The sequence below is a fragment of the Pseudomonas moorei genome, assembly GCF_008801475.1.
Taxonomy (GTDB): domain Bacteria; phylum Pseudomonadota; class Gammaproteobacteria; order Pseudomonadales; family Pseudomonadaceae; genus Aquipseudomonas; species Aquipseudomonas moorei.
On the sequence record NZ_VZPP01000002.1, the window covers coordinates 410,350 to 431,385 of the forward strand.

At 58.8% G+C, this 21,036-nt stretch carries 20 protein-coding genes; 10 read left to right on the forward strand and 10 right to left on the reverse strand.

The features are described from left to right. Position 1: 1 nt before the first annotated feature. Complete coding sequence (locus F7R06_RS04845) at positions 2–1,417, reverse strand: acetyl-CoA carboxylase biotin carboxylase subunit (RefSeq protein ID WP_007896523.1); 1,416 nt, start codon at positions 1,415–1,417, stop codon at positions 2–4. 191 nt (positions 1,418–1,608) lie between these two features. Between F7R06_RS04845 and F7R06_RS04850 the strand changes: the two genes are divergently transcribed. Then, complete coding sequence (locus tag F7R06_RS04850) at positions 1,609–2,571, forward strand: LysR family transcriptional regulator (protein WP_090326773.1); 963 nt, start codon at positions 1,609–1,611, stop codon at positions 2,569–2,571. Here the strand turns inward: F7R06_RS04850 and F7R06_RS04855 are convergent. Together F7R06_RS04855 and hexR are read right to left on the reverse strand one after the other, a co-directional pair. After that, positions 2,513–2,725: a PA3496 family putative envelope integrity protein gene (locus F7R06_RS04855; RefSeq protein WP_090326776.1), complete on the reverse strand. Its 213-nt coding sequence runs from the start codon at positions 2,723–2,725 to the stop codon at positions 2,513–2,515. The genes F7R06_RS04850 and F7R06_RS04855 overlap by 59 nt on opposite strands. A 223-nt stretch (positions 2,726–2,948) precedes the next feature. After that, a complete protein-coding gene (hexR, locus tag F7R06_RS04860) occupies positions 2,949–3,815 on the reverse strand; it encodes a transcriptional regulator HexR (protein WP_007954250.1) in 867 nt (288 codons plus the stop codon). A 351-nt stretch (positions 3,816–4,166) separates the two neighbouring features. On the opposite strand from hexR, the gene F7R06_RS04865 reads away from it, so the two are divergent. Continuing rightward, positions 4,167–4,481, forward strand: coding sequence for a hypothetical protein (locus tag F7R06_RS04865; protein ID WP_090326778.1), 315 nt, complete (start codon positions 4,167–4,169; stop codon positions 4,479–4,481). 62 nt (positions 4,482–4,543) lie between these two features. On the opposite strand, the gene F7R06_RS04870 is transcribed toward F7R06_RS04865, so the two are convergent. After that, complete coding sequence (locus tag F7R06_RS04870) at positions 4,544–7,414, reverse strand: GGDEF domain-containing phosphodiesterase (RefSeq protein ID WP_090326781.1); 2,871 nt, start codon at positions 7,412–7,414, stop codon at positions 4,544–4,546. A 259-nt stretch (positions 7,415–7,673) separates the two neighbouring features. Between F7R06_RS04870 and uvrD the strand changes: the two genes are divergently transcribed. The 4 genes from uvrD to F7R06_RS04890 all read left to right on the forward strand — a co-directional run bounded on the left by uvrD (position 7,674) and on the right by F7R06_RS04890 (position 12,035). Next, positions 7,674–9,857 carry a DNA helicase II gene (gene uvrD, locus F7R06_RS04875; protein WP_047535277.1) on the forward strand — a complete coding sequence of 728 codons (2,184 nt, stop codon included), beginning with the start codon at positions 7,674–7,676 and terminating at the stop codon, positions 9,855–9,857. 134 nt (positions 9,858–9,991) lie between these two features. Next, a complete protein-coding gene (locus tag F7R06_RS04880) occupies positions 9,992–10,432 on the forward strand; it encodes an EamA family transporter (RefSeq protein WP_090326783.1) in 441 nt (146 codons plus the stop codon). 179 nt (positions 10,433–10,611) lie between these two features. Then, positions 10,612–11,490, forward strand: coding sequence for a Tim44 domain-containing protein (locus F7R06_RS04885; RefSeq protein ID WP_090326789.1), 879 nt, complete (start codon positions 10,612–10,614; stop codon positions 11,488–11,490). Positions 11,491–11,627: 137 nt separating this feature from the next. Continuing rightward, on the forward strand, positions 11,628–12,035 hold the full coding sequence (locus F7R06_RS04890; RefSeq protein WP_090326791.1) for an SMI1/KNR4 family protein: 408 nt from the start codon (positions 11,628–11,630) through the stop codon (positions 12,033–12,035). A 20-nt stretch (positions 12,036–12,055) separates the two neighbouring features. Here the strand turns inward: F7R06_RS04890 and F7R06_RS04895 are convergent, their stop codons facing one another. Then, positions 12,056–13,819 (reverse strand): cation:proton antiporter, encoded by a 1,764-nt coding sequence (locus F7R06_RS04895; protein ID WP_090326794.1) that lies wholly within the window; start codon positions 13,817–13,819, stop codon positions 12,056–12,058. A gap of 283 nt (positions 13,820–14,102) precedes the next feature. Between F7R06_RS04895 and F7R06_RS04900 the strand changes: the two genes are divergently transcribed. Beyond that, positions 14,103–14,585 (forward strand): acyl-CoA thioesterase, encoded by a 483-nt coding sequence (locus tag F7R06_RS04900; protein ID WP_003229693.1) that lies wholly within the window; start codon positions 14,103–14,105, stop codon positions 14,583–14,585. 53 nt (positions 14,586–14,638) lie between these two features. Here the strand turns inward: F7R06_RS04900 and pdxY are convergent, their stop codons facing one another. Further along, the gene (gene pdxY, locus F7R06_RS04905; RefSeq protein ID WP_090326796.1) at positions 14,639–15,511 is read right to left on the reverse strand and encodes a pyridoxal kinase PdxY; all 873 of its coding nucleotides are present in this window, start codon (positions 15,509–15,511) and stop codon (positions 14,639–14,641) included. Positions 15,512–15,631: 120 nt separating this feature from the next. On the opposite strand from pdxY, the gene F7R06_RS04910 reads away from it, so the two are divergent. Beyond that, positions 15,632–16,045, forward strand: coding sequence for a DUF3301 domain-containing protein (locus F7R06_RS04910; RefSeq protein WP_090326799.1), 414 nt, complete (start codon positions 15,632–15,634; stop codon positions 16,043–16,045). Between the two features lie 11 nt (positions 16,046–16,056). On the opposite strand, the gene F7R06_RS04915 is transcribed toward F7R06_RS04910, so the two are convergent. Continuing rightward, positions 16,057–17,028, reverse strand: a complete 972-nt coding sequence (locus F7R06_RS04915) for a CobW family GTP-binding protein (RefSeq protein WP_090326803.1) — start codon at positions 17,026–17,028, stop codon at positions 16,057–16,059. Positions 17,029–17,054: 26 nt separating this feature from the next. Here F7R06_RS04915 and F7R06_RS04920 point away from each other — a divergent pair, with 26 nt between their 5' ends. Continuing rightward, a complete protein-coding gene (locus tag F7R06_RS04920) occupies positions 17,055–17,411 on the forward strand; it encodes an NADH:ubiquinone oxidoreductase (RefSeq protein WP_090326805.1) in 357 nt (118 codons plus the stop codon). A gap of 4 nt (positions 17,412–17,415) precedes the next feature. Here F7R06_RS04920 and F7R06_RS04925 read toward each other — a convergent pair whose 3' ends face one another. Both F7R06_RS04925 and zigA read right to left on the reverse strand, forming a co-directional pair. Then, complete coding sequence (locus F7R06_RS04925; protein ID WP_090326809.1) at positions 17,416–18,081, reverse strand: DUF1826 domain-containing protein; 666 nt, start codon at positions 18,079–18,081, stop codon at positions 17,416–17,418. Further along, positions 18,081–19,286, reverse strand: coding sequence for a zinc metallochaperone GTPase ZigA (gene zigA / locus F7R06_RS04930; protein ID WP_090326811.1), 1,206 nt, complete (start codon positions 19,284–19,286; stop codon positions 18,081–18,083). Before zigA ends, F7R06_RS04925 begins: the two co-directional genes overlap by 1 nt. A 144-nt stretch (positions 19,287–19,430) precedes the next feature. Between zigA and F7R06_RS04935 the strand changes: the two genes are divergently transcribed. Then, a complete protein-coding gene (locus F7R06_RS04935) occupies positions 19,431–19,808 on the forward strand; it encodes a glutamine synthetase (RefSeq protein WP_090326814.1) in 378 nt (125 codons plus the stop codon). Here the strand turns inward: F7R06_RS04935 and F7R06_RS04940 are convergent, their stop codons facing one another. Next, the gene (locus F7R06_RS04940; RefSeq protein ID WP_090326818.1) at positions 19,809–21,005 is read right to left on the reverse strand and encodes an N-acetylmuramoyl-L-alanine amidase; all 1,197 of its coding nucleotides are present in this window, start codon (positions 21,003–21,005) and stop codon (positions 19,809–19,811) included. Positions 21,006–21,036 lie beyond the last annotated feature (31 nt).

The following is a 21,036-nucleotide window of genomic DNA, read 5'->3' on the forward strand; positions in this document are numbered from 1 at the left end:
CTCACAGGCCTGCGTGGGCGGCGATGGCGGCGGCGATGGCCAGGGCCAGCTCTTCGGGTTTGCGCTTGATCGAGTAGTTGGTCAGTTCAGGATGGCTTTCAACGAAGCTGGTGTTGAACTGGCCGCTACGGAATTCCGGGTTACGCAGGATTTCCTGGTAGTACGCGGCGGTGGTCTTGACCCCTTGCAGACGCATGTCGTCGAGGGCGCGCAAGCCACGGTCCATCGCTTCTTCCCAGGTCAACGCCCACACCACCAGTTTCAGGCACATGGAATCGTAGAACGGCGGAATGGTGTAACCGGTGTAGATCGCCGTGTCGGTCCGCACGCCCGGGCCGCCGGGAGCGTAGTAGCGAGTGATCTTGCCGAAGCTCGGCAGGAAATTGTTCTTCGGGTCTTCGGCGTTGATCCGGAACTGCAGGGCGAAACCACGGTGCTGGATATCTTCCTGCTTCACCGAAAGCGGCAGTCCGGAGGCGATGCGGATCTGCTCGCGAACAATGTCGATGCCAGTGATTTCTTCGGTGATGGTGTGTTCCACCTGCACCCGGGTGTTCATTTCCATGAAGTACACCTCGCCCTCGGCGAGCAGGAACTCCACGGTACCGGCGTTCTCGTAACCCACGGCCTTGGCTGCACGCACCGACAAGTCGCCGATGTAGGCGCGTTGTTCGGGGGTCAGTTGCGGGCTCGGGGCGATCTCGATCAGCTTTTGGTTACGACGCTGGATCGAGCAATCACGCTCGAACAGGTGAACCACGTTGCCAAAGCTGTCGCCGAGGATCTGCGCTTCGATGTGCTTCGGATTGACGATGCACTTTTCCAGAAACACTTCCGCAGAACCGAAGGCCTTGGTGGCTTCGGAAATGACGCGCGGGAAAGCTTGTTCGAGTTCTTCGCGGCTGTTGCAACGACGAATGCCGCGACCGCCACCACCGGACGTGGCCTTGAGCATCACCGGGTAACCGATGCGATCGCCTTCGGTCAGGGCCTCTTCGATGCCCGACACGTTGCCTTCGGTGCCAGGAGTGACTGGCACGCCAGCCTTGATCATGCTGCGGCGGGCTTCGGTCTTGTCGCCCATGCGGCGAATGACTTCAGCCGATGGACCAATGAATTTGATCCCGCGTTCGGCGCAGATGTCTGCCAGTTCAGCGTTTTCCGAAAGGAATCCGTAGCCGGGGTGCAGCGCATCGCAACCGGTTTCCACAGCCAGGTTCACCAGCTTGCGCGGGTTGAGGTAACCGGCCAGCGGCTCGGCACCAATGCTGTGGGCTTCGTCGGCACGCTTCACATGCAAGGCATGGCGGTCGGCGTCGGAATAGATCGCGACCGAGCGAATGCCCATTTCGGCGCAAGCACGCACGATTCGTACGGCAATCTCACCACGGTTGGCGATCAGGATCTTTTTTATCACTTGGAGGTTCCCTTGAGCCGGTGGTACCCACGACCTGCTAGACCAGGTCGACGCGTGACCAAATGTTTCAATTTGGTCGCGGCCCCACACTAGCGCTCACAAGGAATTAACAAAAATGAATAATTATTGGGTCATGCATAAGTAAAGACTTATAGTTGAAACATCAGCCTGCGACGAGAGCGACCCTAAAAATGCGTAAGTCATTGATGCGTATGACATTGCGTCAATTGCAGATTTTCAATGAAGTCTGTGATCTGAGGTCCTACAGCCGCGCAGCCGACGAAATGTCGCTCACACAACCGGCCGTCAGCCTACAGATTCGGCAACTTGAGGAGCTGATTGGTCAACCGTTGTTCGACTACGTCGGCAAGAAACTCTACATGACGGAAGCGGCTGAAGCCCTTCAACGCGCCAGCCGGGACATTTTCGGGCGCCTGGAAAACCTCGATATGCAGCTCTCGGACATGCAGGGTTCGTTGCAGGGCCAACTCAAGCTGGCGGTGGAATCCAGCGCCAAATATTTCGTACCGCACCTGTTTGCCGCATTCAAGCGCCAGCACCCGGAAGTGAACCTGCAACTGACGGTGGTCAACCGCGGACAGGTGATCAGACGCCTGTCGGACAACCGCGATGACCTGGTGATCATGTCGATGGTGCCGCAGGACATGGGCCTTGAATTCTTGCCGTTCCTTAACAACCCCATCGTCGCCGTGGCGCCGCCGGATCATCCGCTGTGCCACATGGGGCCGCTGCGATTGCAGGATCTTGAGCCCTACACACTGCTGATGCGCGAATCCGGCTCGGGGACGCGACTGGCTTGTGAAGAGTATTTCAAAGAGAAGCGCGTGCACTTCAACCAGACACAGGAAGTCTCGTCAGCCGAAGCCCAGCGTGAATGCGTGCTGGCGGGTCTGGGCGTGGCGCTCTTGACGCGTCACGCCCTGAACCTTGAACTGGCGACCGGCGGATTGATCGAGTTGCCGGTCGACGAGCTGCCGCTCTATCGCAGCTGGTGCCTGGTGCAGGCCAAGGCTAAACGGCTGTCACCGGTAGCTCACGCATTCCTTGCGTTCATTCGCAGCGAACGCGTGCAGATCAGCGCGCTGGTTGAGCGTTTCGACGGGAAACTGGCGATGCGGCCTGCCAAAAGTTGAGTTCCAGATCTTCAGGAAAATCACCGATCTCGGCCAGAAGCTGACGGCGTTCGCAGCGATCTTCAATGGCGCGGCGAAATTCCATGCGGCGCTGATCTTCTTGCTGGCGACGGGTTTTGACAGCGCTGTTGCGTTCTTCGTAAGGCAGGGCCATTTCGAGTCTCCCAAGGCGAGTACGGGAGTTTCAAGATAGGCGCGAGGGATGACGGTTTGGCGGCTGTGAAGTTACAGACTGATGAAAGCTTGTTGGTCGCTGCTGCACCTGTGGCGAGGGAGCTTGCTCCCGCCGGACTGCGCAGCAGGCCCATTCTTTGGGGCCGCTAGGCGCCCCAGCGGGAGCAAGCTCCCTCGCAACAAAGTCCGCGCCAACCTTGAATTCAATCGTCCAGCGCTTTCACCGACTTGGGTGACAAGCGCAAGCTGCGAAGACTGCGTTTGACGCTCTTGAGGTGATTGACCAGGCTCGGACCACGGGCCATGGCCACACCCATCGCCAGCACGTCGATCACCACCAGGTGAGCGATACGCGAGGTGAGCGGCGTGTAGATCTCGGTGTCCTCGTGCACATCGATGGCCAGGTTGACGGTCGACAGTTCGGCCAACGGTGTCTGACTTGGGCAAAGCGTGATCAATGACGCACCGCTTTCACGCACCAAGTTGGCGGTGATCAGCAGATCCTTGGAACGTCCGGACTGGGAAATACAGATCGCCACGTCGGTCGGTTTCAGGGTCACCGCCGACATCGCCTGCATGTGCGGGTCGGAATAGGCCGCTGCAGTGAGCAGCAAACGGAAGAACTTGTGCTGGGCATCTGCCGCGACGGCACCCGAAGCACCGAAACCGTAGAATTCCACGCGCTGAGCCTGTGACATCAGCGTCACGGCTCGCTGAAGCTCCAGGGGATCGAGCTTCTCGCGAACCTCCATCAAGGTGTGCAAGGTGGTGTCGAAGATCTTCAGGCTGTAATCAGCGACCGAATCGTCTTCGTGGATCGCGAATTGCCCGAAGCTCGCACCTGCCGCCAGGCTCTGGGCCAGCTTCAGCTTCAGGTCCTGAAATCCCGAACAACCGATGGCGCGGCAAAAACGCACGATGGTCGGTTCGCTGATGCCGACGCTGTGGGCCAGGTCGGCCATGGAACTGTGCATCACGGCCGCAGGATCAAGCAGCACGTGGTCGGCGACCTTGAGCTCCGACTTGCGTAACAGGTGGCGAGACTGGGCGATGTGTTGCAGCAGATTCAAAGGGCTGGACTCTTTGTTATGGGCTGGCGCCGGGGATGTAGCACGCTTGTAGTTATACTACATGAATCGGCTTTTTGCCTGCTCAATGAGTAACCGGATCCCTCGATTTCAGGTGCCCGCGCTTCATGTAGCAGTACTGCCTGATGCCTGAAGCGGCCCCTCCCCCCCCTTCCAGGCGTTTATGGCGACCTTCAGACAGTTAATTGATTTCTCACTCTGATTTGCCCGAACAATAGAACCAACAAACACAACCTTACAATTACAACTTATATTTATTAGCCACAACCAAACTCGGCTAGATATATTAATTCCGCAGGAAACAATAACAACTAACCAAAGGGATTATTTATCATGAGCATTAAAACCAAAGACTGGACCGCACAAATCGATCGCATGCCTGGCGCCAACTCTTTCCGCACCTACGGCACTGTAACCGTTGCCCACACGGGCATCACACCGAAGCTTGAACTAAGTCCGATACAGGACAAATCCTTCGACCTTCGCCTGAATTTGAAACTTGAAACGTCCAATCAAATTTCTTTGCAAGTCGAGACCGACAAACATGTCGAATATAAAGTGCCTGGCGACTCCTATGTCACTGGCGTAAGTATTTTCCACGATGGCAAATTAATTCATCATATCGATAAAGTTCTGATAACCCACTAAGAACACACCAACTTCCTGATTTCCCGTCGGCATTCAAACCCATCCGACGGGAAAATCCCTATTCAGTCAATGCATTGGTCCCGCAGCATAACCGCCAGGCCCTGTGCCTCGATTGGCCGACTGATCAGATACCCTTGCACCTCGTCGCAGTGTTCTTGCTTGAGGAATTCAAGCTGCTCCTGACGCTCGACCCCTTCCGCCACTACCTTCAACGACAAACCGTGAGCCATGGCGATGATCGCTCGGGTGATCGCCGCATCCTCGGTGCCCTCCCCCAGGCCGCGAATGAACGCCTGATCGATTTTCACGTAATCCACCGGGATGCGTTTGAGATAGCTCAGTGACGAATAGCCGGTGCCAAAATCATCGATCGCCAGCTTGACGCCCAAATCACGTAACTGCTGGAACGTCGCGATGATGTGCTCGACGCTGTCCAGCAACTGGCTTTCGGTGAGCTCCAGCTCCAGGTAATGCGGTGCAAGACCGGTTTCTTCCAGCACCTGACGAACCAGGCTGACCAGCTTGCCCTGACGCAGTTGATGCACCGACAGATTGACCGACACCCGAATCGGCTCGAGCCCCTGTCGCTGCCACTCACAGGCTTGCCAGCAGGCCTGACGCAACACGAACTCGCCGATTGGGCCGATCAGCCCGGTTTCCTCAGCCAGGCCGATGAAGTCCCCCGGCGGCACGCGGCCCATGGTGGGATGGTCCCAGCGCACCAAAGCTTCGGCAGCGTTCAGCTTGCCCGTGGCGAGACACAACTTCGGCTGGTAGAACACCATCAGTTGCTTCTCTTCGATCGCTTTGCGCAGCTGGTTTTCCAGTTGCAGGCGCTCCAGCGTGCTGGCTTGCAGACTGTCGGTATAGAACTGGAAATTATTGCCGCCCAAATGCTTGGCATGCTGCATGGCCATGTTCGACTGGCTGACCAACGCGGAAATTTCCCGGGCGTTGTCCGGCAACAGACTGATGCCCATGGATGAGCTGACCACCAGTTCATGACCATCGATGGTCAGCGGCAAACGCAACTTGGTCGACAAACGCGTCGCCACCCGCGCCAGGCTCGATAGGTTGCCGTAGGAATTGAACAACACAGCGAACTCGTCGCCCGACAAACGCGCGATGGTGTCCGCCTCGGGCAGTGCGTTGACCAGACGCCGAGCCATTTTCTGCAGCAACTGGTCGGCGACTTCATGACCGAGGCTATCGTTGAGCTGTTTGAAGCGATCCAGATTGATGTGCAGCAGCGCCAGGCTGCGGTAGCCGCCCTGGCGCACCCGCTGATGCGCTTCGCTGAGCCGTTCGCGGAACATCGCCCGGTTGGCCAGGCCCGTCAGTTCGTCGTAGTGGGTCAAATAGCGCATGCGCTCTTCGGATTCTCGCCGCGCCGAAAGATCGGAGAAGAAGCCGACAATATGACTTACCTTTCCCCGAATATCGCGCACAGTATTCAATTGCAGCCATTGCGGGTACATCTCCCCGTTCTTGCGGGTTTCCACCAGTTCGCCCTGCCAGCTGCCGTATTGCTCCAGCGCCTGATGAATCGCGCCGTAGTGTCGGCGCGCATCACGACTGCAGGGCAACTCGACGACGTTGCGCCCGAGCATGTCGTCGATTTCATAGCCAGTCACGCGGCTGAAGGCCTGATTGATCGCGATCAGGGCGTAGTTCGGGTCAAAAATCACGATACCTTCGCTGGCCGCCTCGAATACGGTCGCCGCCAGTTGCTGTTGTTCTTCGAGAGCCTTGCTGGCGCTGATGTCACGACGGGTGCCGACCATGCGAATCACTCGGCCGTTTTCGGCGCGCTCTACAGCTCGCCCGCGGTCTTCGATCCACACCCAGTGGCCGTCGGCATGACGCACGCGATATTCGATCAGGTAATCCTCGGTGCGCCCCTTCAAATGTTCGACCAACGCCCTTCTCAGTGCAGGAAGATCGTCGGGATGCAGGCGTGGCTTGAGATGACGCAGCATGGCCGTCACGTATTCCGGCTCCAGTCCGAACAGCTCCTGAATCTGGGTGTGATGGACCTCATCGGTTTGCAGGTTCCAGTCCCACAGCCCCAATTCACTGGCCTTCAATGCCAGCGCCAGTCGCGCCTCACTCTTGCTCAGTGCCTGATTGGCGGCGTCCAGCTCCAGGCTGCGTTGTGCAACACGGCTTTCAAGGCCGGCCTGAATTTCGCGCAGTTCGTCTTCGGCACGACGGCGCTGCTCAATTTCCCTGGCCAGTTTTTGATTGAGCTGGTCGCTGCAGTTTTGCGCTTGCTGCAAATGCTCGATCAACGCTTGATTCTGGAAACGTCGCAATAACTCCCGATTGATCAGGCCGTTGACCTGCCAGGTCACCACACTCAGCGCGCCCAGCAAAATCAGGCCGAACCAGCCCCAGCCATGTGCCTGTTCATCGCCGCCCCAGAACAGATAGGCGATGGCCGGCAACAAACAGGGCAAGGTGAACGACAGGAACGCCGGCAGGCTGACCGCGTAGGCGACACTGGCCGAGAGCGCCGCGGCGCCGATCAGCCCGAAAACCCAGGCTTGCTGAATGAAATTATCGGCGGGAACCAGCGCAATGCCAGCGCCGGCAAGGGTCAGGCCGGTGAGACCGGAGCCCAGCAAAAACATGCGCCGCCAGATCGGATTGGCCTGGCGGTTGGGAATCGCCGAATCGAAGGCGGCGACCTGGATCACCCGCAACGCCACCAGGGACAGCAACCACACCAGCCAGACGCTGACCAGGAAATATCGCTGCGGACTCCAGAGCAACCCGGCGCAGACCAGACCATTGATCAACATGAACAGTGTGGGCAGCAAAGAGCCCTGATATAGCAGACGCGTGCGTTCGACCGCCATTTCCATGGCGTATTGTTTACGGATAACCCGGGGCTCCGCGGAGGGGCCCGACAGGTCGGAGCTGAAGGTCATAGGCAATATTCTTGTTCTTATAAATGACGAGCACAGGCCCGAAACGTGGACGGAGCATACACAAGCAAATGCCCGGACCAAACAGCTACAGATCAAAAAACAGTCAAAAGTACGACCACCCGTCCCAGGAACAAAAGCCGCCGGACAAGGCCGGCCAACGTCTGCGGACAATGACTGACCGGTCGTCCCGCACGTATCTTTCATCGGCTAAAACAAAGCGGGGTTTGCCCGGTGTGACGCAGCCCCCTAGAATGCCCCGATGCGCGATGATCTCTCCCTTCTGCTGAACTCCCTCAACGATGCCCAACGGCAGGCCGTAGCAGCCCCCGTGGGTCGTCAGTTGGTCCTGGCCGGTGCTGGTTCCGGTAAAACCCGAGTGCTGGTGCACCGTATCGCCTGGTTGATCCAGGTCGAAAACGCTTCGCCCCACTCCATCCTGTCCGTGACGTTCACCAACAAGGCCGCTGCCGAGATGCGTCATCGCATCGAGCAGTTGATGGGTATCAACCCGGCCGGCATGTGGGTCGGCACCTTCCACGGCCTGGCGCACCGCTTGTTGCGGGCGCATTGGCAGGAAGCCGGGCTGAGCCAGACCTTCCAGATTCTCGACAGCGACGACCAGCAGCGGCTGGTCAAGCGAGTAATCCGCGAGCTCGGCCTGGACGAGCAACGCTGGCCGGCCCGTCAGGCCCAATGGTTCATCAACGGGCAGAAAGACGAAGGTCTGCGCCCGCAACACATTCAAGCCAGCGGTGATTTGTTCCTGGCCACCATGCGCAGTATCTATGAAGCCTACGAGGCTGCGTGCCTGCGTGCGGGTGTCATCGATTTCTCCGAACTGCTGTTGCGCGCACTGGACTTGTGGCGCGATCACCCGGGGCTGCTGGCGCATTATCAAAAGCGTTTCCGCCACATTCTGGTGGATGAATTCCAGGACACCAACGCCGTTCAATACGCCTGGTTGCGCTTGCTGGCCAAGGGTGGCGACAGCCTGATGGTGGTTGGCGATGACGATCAGTCGATTTACGGCTGGCGTGGCGCGAAAATCGAGAACATCTATCAGTACTCCGAAGACTTCCCGGACGCCGAAACCATTCGCCTGGAGCAGAACTACCGCTCCACCGCCGGGATTCTCAAGGCCGCCAACGCCTTGATCGCCAACAACACCGGGCGCCTGGGCAAAGAACTGTGGACAGACGGCGGCGAAGGCGAAGCCATCAATCTATACGCTGCTTTCAACGAGCACGACGAAGCCCGCTACGTTGTCGAAACGATCGAAAGCGCGCTGAAAACCGGCCTGGCGCGTAGCGATATTGCCATTTTGTATCGCTCCAACGCCCAATCGCGCGTTTTGGAAGAAGCCTTGCTGCGCGAGCGCATCCCGTACCGCATCTATGGCGGGCAGCGCTTCTTCGAACGGGCCGAAATCAAGAACGCCATGGCCTACCTGCGCTTGCTTGAAGGTCGAGGCAACGATGCTGCGCTGGAACGGGTGATCAACGTCCCGGCCCGTGGCATTGGCGAGAAAACCGTCGAAGCGATTCGCGACCATGCGCGCCACAGCGATGTGTCGATGTGGGAAGCCATGCGTCAGCTCGTGGCCAACAAAGGCCTGACCGGGCGCGCGGCCAGCGCTCTGGGCGCGTTTGTCGAGCTGATCGAAAACCTCGCTGCCAAATGCATGGAGATGCCGCTGCACCTGATGACCCAGACCGTCATCGAGCAGTCCGGGCTGATTGCCTATCACGAAGCGGAAAAAGGCGAGAAAGGCCAGGCTCGGGTAGAAAACCTTGAGGAATTGGTGAGCGCCGCGCGCAACTTCGAGAACAGCGAAGAAGACGAGGACCTGACACCACTGGCGGCATTCCTCGGTCATGCATCGCTGGAAGCCGGGGATACCCAGGCGGACGAGCACGAAGACAGCATTCAGTTGATGACCCTGCACAGCGCCAAGGGCCTGGAATTCCCTTATGTGTTCCTGGTGGGCATGGAGGAAGGCCTGTTCCCGCACAAGATGAGCCTGGAAGAGCCTGGCCGTCTGGAAGAGGAACGTCGTCTGGCCTACGTCGGCATTACCCGGGCCATGCAGAACCTGGTGATGACCTATGCTGAAACCCGACGCCTGTACGGCAGTGAGACCTATAACAAAGTCTCACGTTTCGTACGCGAGGTACCGAAAGGCCTGATTCAGGAAGTGCGCCTTTCCAACAGCGTCAGCCGTCCGTTCGGTGGCAACCAGTCGATGAGTGGCAGCAACCTGTTCAGCGGAAGCGAGATCCCTCAAACCGGCTTCAGCCTGGGGCAGACCGTACGCCACTCAGTGTTTGGCGATGGCGTAATCCTCAACTTCGAAGGCGCAGGGGCTCAGGCCCGCGTACAGGTGAACTTCAGCGAAGGCAGCAAGTGGCTGATGCTGGGGTATGCGAAGCTGGAAGCGATCTAGCTTTTGTGCAGGAGCGAGCTTGCTTGCGATAGCGGTAGATCAGTCGACATTATCTCTGGCTGTCAGCCCGTCATCGCGAGCAAGCTCGCTCCCACAGGATGCAGGCCGATATCTGAACTTAAAGGTGCGATGAGATGGGCTCAGGCTTCTTTTCTTCCTGGACATTCTGGGCCCTGTTGTCCGCTGTATTTGCGGCGATGACCGCGATTTTCGCGAAAATCGGCGTCGAAAACGTCAATTCCGACTTTGCCACCCTGTTGCGCACCATCGTGGTCCTGGTCAGCCTGGCCTTGATTTTGTACGCGACGGGCCAATATCAGTCACTGGGATCGATTTCCACCAAGAGCTATCTATTTCTGCTGCTGTCGGGGCTGGCCACTGGCGCATCGTGGATTTGCTATTTCCGCGCGCTCAAGGTCGGCCCCGCTTCACTGGTCGCTCCGGTGGACAAACTCAGCGTGGTGCTGGTCGCTGTGCTCGGCGTGATCCTGCTGGGCGAAAAACTCGACCTGCGTCAATGGGGCGGAATCGGTCTGATCACGGCCGGGGTGGTCATGCTGGCGTTGCGACGTTAGAGATCTTCCCTACAGAACTTATCCACTCATCCTACAGACCAAAGTTAACAGGCCTTATTGCATTGACTAAAGCTGAACGAACCCTGTCAAGCAAAAGCCCGAAACACTCTGCCGCTAGCCAGTGTCACTTCAGCTGTGCAACATGGCGCGCGTGCCCTCCACAAATGGGAATTCCCTTTATGAAACGTTTTCTTAGCATCGCCATGGCGCTGTGCATTGGCCTGACGATGAGTCTCGACGTCAATGCCGCCAAGCGCTTCGGTGGTGGCAAAAGCGCCGGCGCGGCGCCGACGCACCAAACCAGCCAGATGGCGCCTTCTTCTCCAGGCATGGGCGGCGCAGCTGCGACCGCAGGCGCTGCCGGCGCTGCTGGCGCTGCAGCCAAAGCCGGCGGTGCTTCGCGCTGGCTCGGCCCTCTGGCCGGTATCGCCGCTGGTGGTCTGCTGGCGTCCATGTTCATGGGCGGCGGCTTCCAGGGCATGCAGATCTTCGACATCCTGATCATGGCGGTCATCGCCTTCCTGATCTTCCGCTTCATTGCCGCTCGTCGTCGCAAGCAGCAGGAGCACATGGCTCCGGCAGGCTATGCGCCAATGCAGCGTGAAGTGTTCGAGCAGAAGCCTGCTGGCGGCTCGATCTTCGGCGGTTCGGCCGCACCGGTCGCCGCACGTCCAGTCATCAATGCGCCTGCCTGGTTCAATGAACAGAACTTCGTCGAAGCGGCCCGCAACCATTTCCAGTCCCTGCAGCAACACTGGGATGCCAACGAAATGGACAAGATCGCAGAGTTCGTGACCCCGCAAATGCTGGAATTCCTCAAGCGCGAACGTGCTGATCTGGGTGACGGCTTCCAGTCCACCTACATCGATAACCTGGTTGTGCAACTGGACGGTGTGGATGATCGCGCCGACAAGACCATCGCCACCCTGACCTTCAGCGGCGTGTCGAAAACCTCGCGTTTCGACCAGGGCGAAGCGTTCAGCGAAAGCTGGAACATGGAACGTGCCCAGGGCGAAAACCAGCCTTGGCTGGTGGCTGGTATCCGCCAGAACGGCTGATCACTCCTCGCGTTCACGTGCTGCAGTCAAAACCCCGGACTTGTCCGGGGTTTTCTATTTCGCGGTTGCATCTATAGCGAGCTACTGTATAAACCGCCCCATATAAACCGCGCCATTCAAGCAAGAGGATCCCGGACGTGGAAGAAATCATCGAACAACTGCGTGAAGCCAACGAACCGGTACCGGTCCCCTTGGAGCTGCCAGACGAAGATCTGCTGGTGGAAATCGAAGAACAGCTGTTCATCGACATTCCGTTCGTCTTCAAAGAGTTTCTGCTGACCGTCAGCGATGTGGTCTACGGCAGTCTGGAGCCTGTGACCGTCACCGACCCACAATCCCATACCTACCTGCCGGACGTTGCCGCCAATGCTTGGGACGCTGGCGTTGATCGCAGCATGATTCCAATCTGCCAGGATGGTGATAACTACTACCTGGTCGAAGAGGACGGCACCGTCGTGCTTTGGCTGGCCGAAGACGAGCTGATTGCTGAAGAGACCTGGGAATCGGTTTGGCATTGGGCGCGGGACGTCTGGCTGGAAAGCTGAGTGAGCTGACGCTTCATGGCTCAATGCCCGGATGAATCCTTGTGATTGTCCAGGGTATCCAGCAGTGCGACTTGCATCCTCGTGTGAACGCGGATAAACCAGCGCCACAGCAGCGCCGCCACAGCGGCCGCGACCACGATGATCAGCATCAGCAACTTGTTGGTCGGCAGAATACTGGCCGACAAGGCCGCCAACAGCAGGAAGATCACCAACAGCGAGAGGATCGGGATGACTTCTGCAATCACCCGACGCACTCGCTGCGTGTGGCGCCCGGCCATCTCCGGCTTCACGCCCATTTCCGCCAGCAGCATCGACAGTGCCTTGAGCTTGCGATAAGCGGCAATCAGGAAGGGCAGCGACAACAGCAGCGCCCCACCCCAGATCAGCGCCTTCTGCCAGCTCGGATCGCTGATCAGATCTTGCACATAGACAGCCATTCGTTCGGCGAAATAAGCGCCGGAGAAGAAGATCGCGATTACCAATGCCAGATTGACCCCGACTTGCAGCAGAATTCGTCGGATCATCGATGCCAGCAACGCACCCTCGCCCTGAGGCTGGATGCTGCGAAGCCATTCGCCATACATCCCCAGCACTCGCCCCAGGCGCTGCGGCATCACGGCGGCCAGCTTGATCGACAAAGGATCGGCCGCTCGAATCAAATAGGGTGTCAGCAGCGTGGTGATCACCGATACCGCCACCGCCACTGGATACAGGAAGTTGCTGGTGACCTGCAGGGTCATGCCCAGGGCAGCGATAATGAAAGAAAATTCGCCAATCTGCGACAGCCCCATCCCCACGCGCAGTGAGGTGCGTCCGTCATTGCCGGCGATAAAGGCGCCGAGACCGCAGGACAGCATCTTGCCGAGCACCACGGCGACGGTGATCACCGCAATCGGCCAGGCATATTGCAGCAGGATCATCGGGTCCAGCATCAGCCCGATGGCGACGAAGAAAATCGCGCTGAACAAATCGCGAACCGGTTCGATCAGGCGCTCGATCTTCAGCAACTGTCGGGACTCGGCCATGATCGCCCCGATCAGGAACGCACCCAGCACCATGCTGTATTCGAGCTTGACCACCAGCAGGCAGAAGCCGAAACACAGGCCCAGCACCGTGATCAGCAGCATTTCATTGCTCTCGAATCTGGCCACATAGGCCAGCAATCGCGGTACCAGCAAGATGCCGATGACCAGCGCGACGATCATGAACAACGAGAGTTTGCCGACCGTGGAGAACACTTCGCCAGAGCTGACCGTGCCGCTGACCGCAATACTCGACAGCAAGGCGATGATGCCAATGCCCAGAATGTCCTCGACGATCAGCACTCCGAAAATCAACTGCGCAAAGCGCTCGTTCTTCATCTTCAGATCGTTGAGCGCCTTGACGATGATGGTGGTCGAGGAGATCGCCAGTATCGCGCCCAGGAACAGCGAATCCATGGTGTTCCAGTCGAACCAGCGGCCTATCTCGTAACCGATCCAGATCATCAGCACGATTTCCAGGAACGCCGCGATAAACGCCGTGGCGCCCACCTTGAACAACTTGCGCAGACTGAATTCCAGGCCCAGGCAGAACATCAGGAAAATCACCCCGAGCTCCGCCAGGGTCTTGATGGTTTCTTCATCGTGGATCAAGCCGAACGGCGGGGTGTGTGGGCCAATGATGAAGCCGGCGACGATATAACCCAGAACCACCGGTTGTTTGAACCGATGAAAGAGCACAGTCACCACACCTGCGACCAACATGATCACTGCCAAATCCTGAATGAAACTGATGGCATGCATGGTGTGAGGCTCCTTGACTGACATCGCTCTATCGGACACAGGAAAAGTCTGATCAAGCAGGGTAATAAATCCGATTTTCGTTCAGGAATTGCCCTTGGAGACAGGCTTTTGAAGGGTAACACCGCGACTTCCGGCAGAAAGGCGGTGCAATATATGGAAACAGATCGATCCGGCGTGACGGCGGCGCCGCCTGCGGCGTCCCGATAACGTTGGTTTGAAAAAACCGTACCGGCACCCGCAGAGGTGCGTCCCCTCAGACCTTGCCTTGACCCGTGAGAATGCTATGGAACCCGGAAACGCCCAGCTGTCGATGACGGTATTGATGACCCCCGACATGGCCAACTTCTCTGGCAATGTTCACGGCGGGACCTTGCTCAAGTACCTCGACGAAGTGGCCTACGCTTGCGCCAGCCGTTATGCCGGCCGCTACGTGGTGACCCTGTCGGTGGACCAGGTGATTTTCCGTGAGCCGATTCATGTCGGCGAACTGGTGACCTTCCTGGCGTCGGTCAACTACACCGGCAACACCTCGATGGAGGTGGGCATCAAGGTCGTGACCGAAAACATTCGTGAACGCTCGGTGCGCCACACCAATAGCTGCTTCTTCACCATGGTCGCGGTGGATGATCAGCGCAAACCTGCCGCCGTGCCGCCCCTGCAACCGCAGAACAGTGAAGACAAGCGTCGCTACATGCAGGCTCAGCAGCGCCGGCAGATCCGGCAGGAGCTGGAAAAGCGTTATCAGGAAATCAAGGGCGACGCTTAAAGTAAAAGATCGCAGCTGCCGCAGGCTGCGATCCTTTTTTTGCCGCGATCTGCTTACAAGCTGATCGAAGTTGCTTCAAACCGCACCCGCGGATGGGCAATCCGGTCCTGTGCCCGGACCAGTTCCAGTTCATAACTGGCGCAGGCCTGGGTTTCCAGCAACACCTCATGCACCGCCGACGCGGCGAATTCGAAAGCCGCCACCAGGCTGTCGCCCAGCAGGACGCGGGCCAGGAACAGCCCGGAGGTCAGGTCGCCAACACCCACCGGCTGACGCGGGAACGCCAGCAGCGGACGCTGCAAATGCCAGCTGCCTTCGGCGGTCACCAGCAGCATTTCGAAGACATCCGGCGTTTTGCCGGGATAGTCCAGATGCTTGACCAGTACCGCCTTCGGACCACGCGCCAGCAACGCTCGCGCCATCGCCAGGCAATCGAACAACGATTGCGGCTTGCGCCCCGAGAAGCTGTCGAGCTCCAGTTGATTCGGGCACATGAAGTCCGCCACGACGGCGGCCTCCTCCAGCAGGAAATCGCTGACTTCCGCCGGCACGCTGCAGCCTTTCTCCGGATGCCCCATCACCGGGTCACACAGGTACAGCGCCTTGGGATTCATCGACTTGATCCGCGCCACCCCCGTGAGGATGGCCCGACCCTGGGCCGCACTGCCGAGGTAGCCCGACAGCACCGCATCGCAATTGCCCAGCTCGCCAATCGCCGCGATACCTTCAACCAGATCGGGAATGTGGTGAGGCGCCAGCACTTCGCCGGTCCATTGGCCGTACTGAGTGTGATTGGAGAATTGCACGGTGTTGAGCGGCCAGACGTTCACCCCGACCCGCTGCATCGGGAAAACCGCGGCACTGTTGCCAGCGTGGCCGAATACCACGTGGGACTGGATAGCGAGCAGATGGGGTGTACGTTTCATGCGGTGAGTTATCCGTAAAACGATTGAAATTCGAGCCACGCAGTATGCGACTAAACGCAGCCTGTACGACAGACCGGCGACGCAGTTAAGCTGACACTATCTTGTTGGAGCACCCTGTCGATGCTGACCCTTGGAAATATTTTCGTGCTGATGTTGTTCGCCACGGCGGGCGCTTGGCTTTGGCACAACCATGGCCTGCGCGAACGTGCGCTGGAGCGGGTCAAACAGCATTGCGGCAAGCTCGGGATCGAGTTGCTGGATGGCAACGTGGCGTTGAAAAAAATCGGCTTCATCAAGGATGCCAGTGGTCGCCGACGGCTGGCCCGTGTGTATAACTTCGAATTCACCGTGACCGGCGAAACTCGCCACAGCGGCACGATTACCCAATTCGGCGCCCACAGTGCGCAAATCGAGTTGGCACCCTATCCGGCACCGTTCGACGACACGCCCCCCGTCGTTGATGTCGCAAGGCCCAGCGCCGAAGTGATCCAGCTGAGCGACTGGCGGCAAGAACACAACAAGTGGCGGCCTTGAGCGCGAGCAAGCTAATGCGCGCTCAACCGGCACTCGGCGAGGCTCTGCTGCAATGAGCCGACATCCTGCGGCGCACTGAAAATCAGTTCGATCCGCGAATCCTGCCGCCACTCACTGGCTTGCCATTGCAACTCGGCACTTTCCAGCGAATTCGCCGACACCCAACCCTCGACACTGTGGATAACCAGCTTCGCACGCCGCCACCCGAGACTTGCGAGCCAATGGGTGACACGCGCCACATCGAATACCTGGCCGGGATGCCAGCGCCAGCCAATGCTCCAGCCACCCTCCTGTGCCTGACTCAAACAAATCGGTAGCGCTGGATCGCTCCAGATGGCCGGTATTTGCGCCAGCCCCCTGGGCATCACAAAGTTATCCACACCCGCCGTTCCATGAGCCAACAGTCCCGGCAGTTCGCTCAGCGGCAAGCGCGCTTGCTGCGTCCAATACAATGGACGAGCAGGCAACTGCGCAGCGATTCGCTGACGATCATTGGCGTCCAGACCGTCGGCCTTGTTCAGCAGCAACAAACCGGCACTGCTCAACGCGTCCTGTTGCGACTCGGGCAACGCTTTGCCGCTGGCCAGGGCTTGGGCATCAAGCACCATCACACAGGGCTGCACCGCCAACACGCCGACCCACGGCGCCTCGCTCAACTGCCTGAGCAACTGCGCCGGATGCCCCAACCCGGACGGTTCAATGAACAAGCGATCCGGTCGCGCCTTGCGCAGCAGTCGGCCGAGTCCGATCTGAAACGGCGCACCGTTGACGCAACACAAACAACCCCCGGCGACTTCACCCAGTGCGATACCATCGGCGTCCTGCGTCAGCAGCGCGGCGTCGAGGCCGATCTGGCCGAACTCATTGATCAACACTGCCCAACGCTCTCCAGCCGGGCGCTGCGCCAGCAGGTGCTTGATCAGACTGGTCTTGCCGGCACCCAATGGCCCGGCGATGACGTGGGTGGGAATGTTCTGCAACATGATCGAGATTTTCTGCGGAAGTTAGGATGCGGTTGAGGGGATGGTCGTTGCTCCTGACGCTGGTATGCAGCGAGGCGCTGGCTCAAGGCTGCGTCGTCCACAGTCAGGCTGAAAGGCTCGATGTGAAAGTCTGCCAGCAGAACCGCAACATCCCGGAAAAACTGTTCGCCGACGGCTTCTGTCAGCCGAATCTGGCCGGGCAGACAGTCGAGGTGCAGTACCTCGACCAGTGCCCTGCCGGAGCATTCGGCGTTTGCAGCAACGCTCAAGTCGCCAATATGCCTTACCGGCAGGATATTCACTATTACGGCGTGGCCACCGATGCGGCGTATCTGAATCCGTTTTGCGAGGCGCAGAGCCAGGGCACCTGGCTCAATCCCTGAGTCACTAGCTCAACCAGTCGAGGGTGAGGATCAAACGACGCTCGCCAGCAGCGAGTTGCGGCGAGCGGTGAATCAACCCGAAACCTTCGTTGCCGTGCCATTTCTCCCCCTTGAGCAAGGCCACGTCGCCGCTGGCGATCTGCCCGATCAGCGAGTTGTCCTGGGGTTCAGCGTCAGGCTTACCCAATTGTCGGCGATCCATCGCGCCTTCCATAAGCCACTGGCTGCCGATCCCGGCATAGGTGGTAATCAGCCGCACCGGTACATGATCGACGTGAAAACGCGGGCACATCGCCTTGTCCAAAACCCGCAGACGCAGGCCGATGCGCCTGGCGCCGAGCAAACAAGCGAACGCACGGACCAGCCACGACAGGTCGGCGATGAAACCTTCATAGCCCTGCAGATCACTGAAGCGTGAGGCCAATCCGTGGAGATCGGGCTCGGCTTCGTCGTCGGGCATTTCGAAAGCCAACGACTCGGCCAGCGGTTCATTCAGGGACAGCAGCAGGGTTGCGAAATCCTCGATATGAGCCGGGAGCTGGCGGTTCCAGACGGCGAGGTTCACATCATCGTTCAAGATGCGGGCCAGAGCACCTGGAGTGGCAGCCTGATGTTGATGGATGGCGCGCGTCGCGGCCGGGTTCGCGACTACAGGGGTCAGCGTCAGCATCAGGCCGCCTCTTCATGCCATGGACCGAATGGATCTGGCAGCCGTTGCCAACCCTCGACACCGAGCGCCATTTCTTCATCGGTCAGCAGGCAGCCGTCGAGCTCGCCGGTGAGTTTCGCGAAGTCGATGTTCTGACCGATGAACACCAGCTCCTGCCGGCAATCTCCCGTGGAAGCAGTCCAGTGTTCCATGATGCCGGCCGTGCTTTCTTCCTCCTGCGGCCATTGGTCCTTCGGTACGAAACGCCACCAACGTCCGGCAAACCCGTGTCGCATCAGCCCCCCGGCCTGGGACCAACTGCCCGCATCCTTGTGTTTGCTTGCCAGCCAGAAGAAACCTTTGGAACGCAGCAGTTTTCCGTTTACCCACGGACGATCGATAAAGTTGAAGAACCGCTGCGGATGGAAGGGTCGGCGCGCACGATAAACTGTAGAAGCGATGCCGTATTCTTCGGTTTCCGGCAGGTGTTCACCCCGCAACGCCTGCAGCCAGCCCGGCGCCTCGGCGGCTTTTTTGAAGTCGAATCGACCGGTGTTGAGGATTTTTTTCAGCGGCACTTCGCCCATGACCATCGCAATGATTTCCGCGCGGGCGTTAAGCCGCTTGAGGATTGCCATCAACTCTTGCCGTTCGCGGCTGCTGATCAAGTCGATCTTGCTGATCAGGATGACGTCGGCGAATTCGATCTGCTCGATCAACAGGTCGGTGATCGAGCGTTCATCCTCTTCGCCAAGGGTTTCACCACGGGAGTCGAGGTTTTCGGCGGCCTGGTAGTCGAGCAGGAAGTTCATGCCATCGACCACGGTGACCATGGTGTCGAGCCGGGCGATGTCGTTGAGGCTTTGGCCGCTTTCGTCGCAGAAGGTGAAGGTTTCCGCGACGGGCAGCGGTTCGGAAATGCCCGTGGACTCGATCAACAAGTAATCAAAACGACCGTCCATCGCGAGTTTGCTCACCTCCTCGAGCAAGTCTTCGCGCAAGGTGCAGCAAATGCAGCCGTTGCTCATTTCCACGAGTTTTTCTTCGGCACGATTAAGGCGCACATCCCGTTGCACCTCGCTACCATCAATGTTGATTTCGCTCATATCGTTGACGATGACAGCGACCCGAAGGTTTTCGCGATTACGTAGTATGTAATTAAGAAGTGTACTTTTTCCGGCGCCGAGAAAGCCGGACAACACGGTGACGGGAAGACGATCAGGCATCTGGTGCTCCTCACAAAGGATGCCCGGTCAAATCGTCGGGCCTCATTGAATGTTATAATATAACCAATTAATCGAACCACTCCCTTTTTGCCTTCGATGACAACCGGCAGAATGCTGGAGCCCCTTCCAACCAAGAGAAACGCCATGCGTAATGCCCTGAAATTGGCGCTGACAAGCGCTGCCTTGTTGGTCGCTGTCGATGCCTGGGGGCAAATTCCGACCCTGGCCACCTGCACCCGCAGCGCCAACTTGCTGGCTTGCGTGGACGCCGATGGCAATGCCTACAGCGTCAACACGGCCGGCAGCACGATTTATCTGCGCGGGTTCGAAGTGGTTGGAAAACGCTATTGGGCGCAGACCAACAGTCGTTACGGCCAACTGACCTTTTTCACCGGCATCGCTTCTGACGGCGAAACCTGGGTCGGCTATAACCGCCGCGTCGGCTGGACCACGGTCAACCGTTTTTCCAGCTCTGGCGGCAGCAGTGCCAGGTTCACTTGCAGCCGTGTGGCTGGCTGCTAGTCAGGCGAGGGACGTTTTCTGCGCCTGCTGCCAGGCGATGTAGCTATTGGCCGGAGGATTCTTCTGAAAGTAGCGCTGCAGACCTTCAAACAAGCCGTCCGCCACTGCCTGCTGATGGCGTGCCGTCACCAATCGCTGGCTATCGCGGGGATTGGAAATGAAGCCGGTTTCCACCAGGATCGACGGCACGTCCGGTGACTTCAGCACTGCGAACCCGGCTTGTTCCACACGCTTTTGGTGCAACGTTGTAATGCCCGCCAAACTGCCCAGGACCGTGCTGCCCAACTGCAAACTGGCAGCGAGGGTGGCGTTCATCGACATGTCGAGAATCACTCCGGCGAGCATCGGGTCCTTGTCCTTGAGGCTGAGCAGACGGGTCGCACCCAGCAGGTCAGCGCCGTTTTCCCGTTGCGCCATGAAGCGCGCCGTGGCCGAGGTCGCGCCGCCCTCGGACAGGCAATACACCGAAGCGCCTGAAGCCGTGAGGCGCGGTGCCGCATCAGCATGCACCGAGATGAACATGTCGGCGTTGTGCTTGCGGGCAATCTCCACGCGCTTGCGTAACGGGACGAAGACGTCGTCGTTACGTACCAGCTTCACATCGAAGCCTTTTTCCCGCTTCAGTCGTTTGGCCAACAACTGAGCGATGGACAGCACCACGTCTTTTTCACGTTCCCCCCTGGACCCAACGGCGCCAGGGTCCTTGCCTCCGTGACCAGGATCAACGACCACTATGATGTCGCGCTTGGGGTGAGGCTTGGCGATGATCCCGTCGGGGGCCTGCGCGATCTGCAAGGGCACGGCGGTCTTCAGATCGAGCACCAGGCGATGCCCCTGCCCGTCCTGGGGTGGTAGAAGAAAACTGTTGAGCTGCACCGGATTGCCGAGGTCCAGGACGATTCGGGTATCACCCTGTCCGAAGCGCCCTGAACGAATCGAACGAATGAAGCTGCCGGCAAACGCCAATTGACTGAAGTCGCCGACGAGGTCGGCACCTGTCACATCGATGATCAGCCGTTCCGGCGCGCTCAAGGTGAACGTCTTGTAGTGCACCGGCCCGCTCAGATCAAAGACCAATCTCAAGTTACCGTCCGAACGCCAAAGCCGCGCGTTGCGAATTTGTGTGGCCGACACACCGAAGGGCAAAGCAAAGGCCGCGCTGGCCAGAATCAGATTGAGCAGGTGACGTCTGTGCATGGTGAAAGCCCGCTCGTGAAAAAGGCATCGT

Bases quoted from the DNA above. Each gene is read 5' to 3' on its own strand.
- F7R06_RS04850 (WP_090326773.1), top strand. From the start codon at position 1,609: ATGCGTAAGTCATTGATGCGTATGACATTGCGTCAATTGCAGATTTTC.
- F7R06_RS04855 (WP_090326776.1), bottom strand. From the start codon at position 2,725: ATGGCCCTGCCTTACGAAGAACGCAACAGCGCTGTCAAAACCCGTCGC.
- F7R06_RS04865 (WP_090326778.1), top strand. From the start codon at position 4,167: ATGAGCATTAAAACCAAAGACTGGACCGCACAAATCGATCGCATGCCT.
- F7R06_RS04870 (WP_090326781.1), bottom strand. From the start codon at position 7,414: ATGACCTTCAGCTCCGACCTGTCGGGCCCCTCCGCGGAGCCCCGGGTT.
- uvrD (WP_047535277.1), top strand. From the start codon at position 7,674: ATGCGCGATGATCTCTCCCTTCTGCTGAACTCCCTCAACGATGCCCAA.
- F7R06_RS04880 (WP_090326783.1), top strand. From the start codon at position 9,992: ATGGGCTCAGGCTTCTTTTCTTCCTGGACATTCTGGGCCCTGTTGTCC.
- F7R06_RS04885 (WP_090326789.1), top strand. From the start codon at position 10,612: ATGAAACGTTTTCTTAGCATCGCCATGGCGCTGTGCATTGGCCTGACG.
- F7R06_RS04895 (WP_090326794.1), bottom strand. From the start codon at position 13,819: ATGCATGCCATCAGTTTCATTCAGGATTTGGCAGTGATCATGTTGGTC.
- F7R06_RS04900 (WP_003229693.1), top strand. From the start codon at position 14,103: ATGGAACCCGGAAACGCCCAGCTGTCGATGACGGTATTGATGACCCCC.
- pdxY (WP_090326796.1), bottom strand. From the start codon at position 15,511: ATGAAACGTACACCCCATCTGCTCGCTATCCAGTCCCACGTGGTATTC.
- F7R06_RS04910 (WP_090326799.1), top strand. From the start codon at position 15,632: ATGCTGACCCTTGGAAATATTTTCGTGCTGATGTTGTTCGCCACGGCG.
- F7R06_RS04915 (WP_090326803.1), bottom strand. From the start codon at position 17,028: ATGTTGCAGAACATTCCCACCCACGTCATCGCCGGGCCATTGGGTGCC.
- F7R06_RS04920 (WP_090326805.1), top strand. From the start codon at position 17,055: ATGCGGTTGAGGGGATGGTCGTTGCTCCTGACGCTGGTATGCAGCGAG.
- F7R06_RS04925 (WP_090326809.1), bottom strand. From the start codon at position 18,081: ATGCTGACGCTGACCCCTGTAGTCGCGAACCCGGCCGCGACGCGCGCC.
- zigA (WP_090326811.1), bottom strand. From the start codon at position 19,286: ATGCCTGATCGTCTTCCCGTCACCGTGTTGTCCGGCTTTCTCGGCGCC.
- F7R06_RS04935 (WP_090326814.1), top strand. From the start codon at position 19,431: ATGCGTAATGCCCTGAAATTGGCGCTGACAAGCGCTGCCTTGTTGGTC.
- F7R06_RS04940 (WP_090326818.1), bottom strand. From the start codon at position 21,005: ATGCACAGACGTCACCTGCTCAATCTGATTCTGGCCAGCGCGGCCTTT.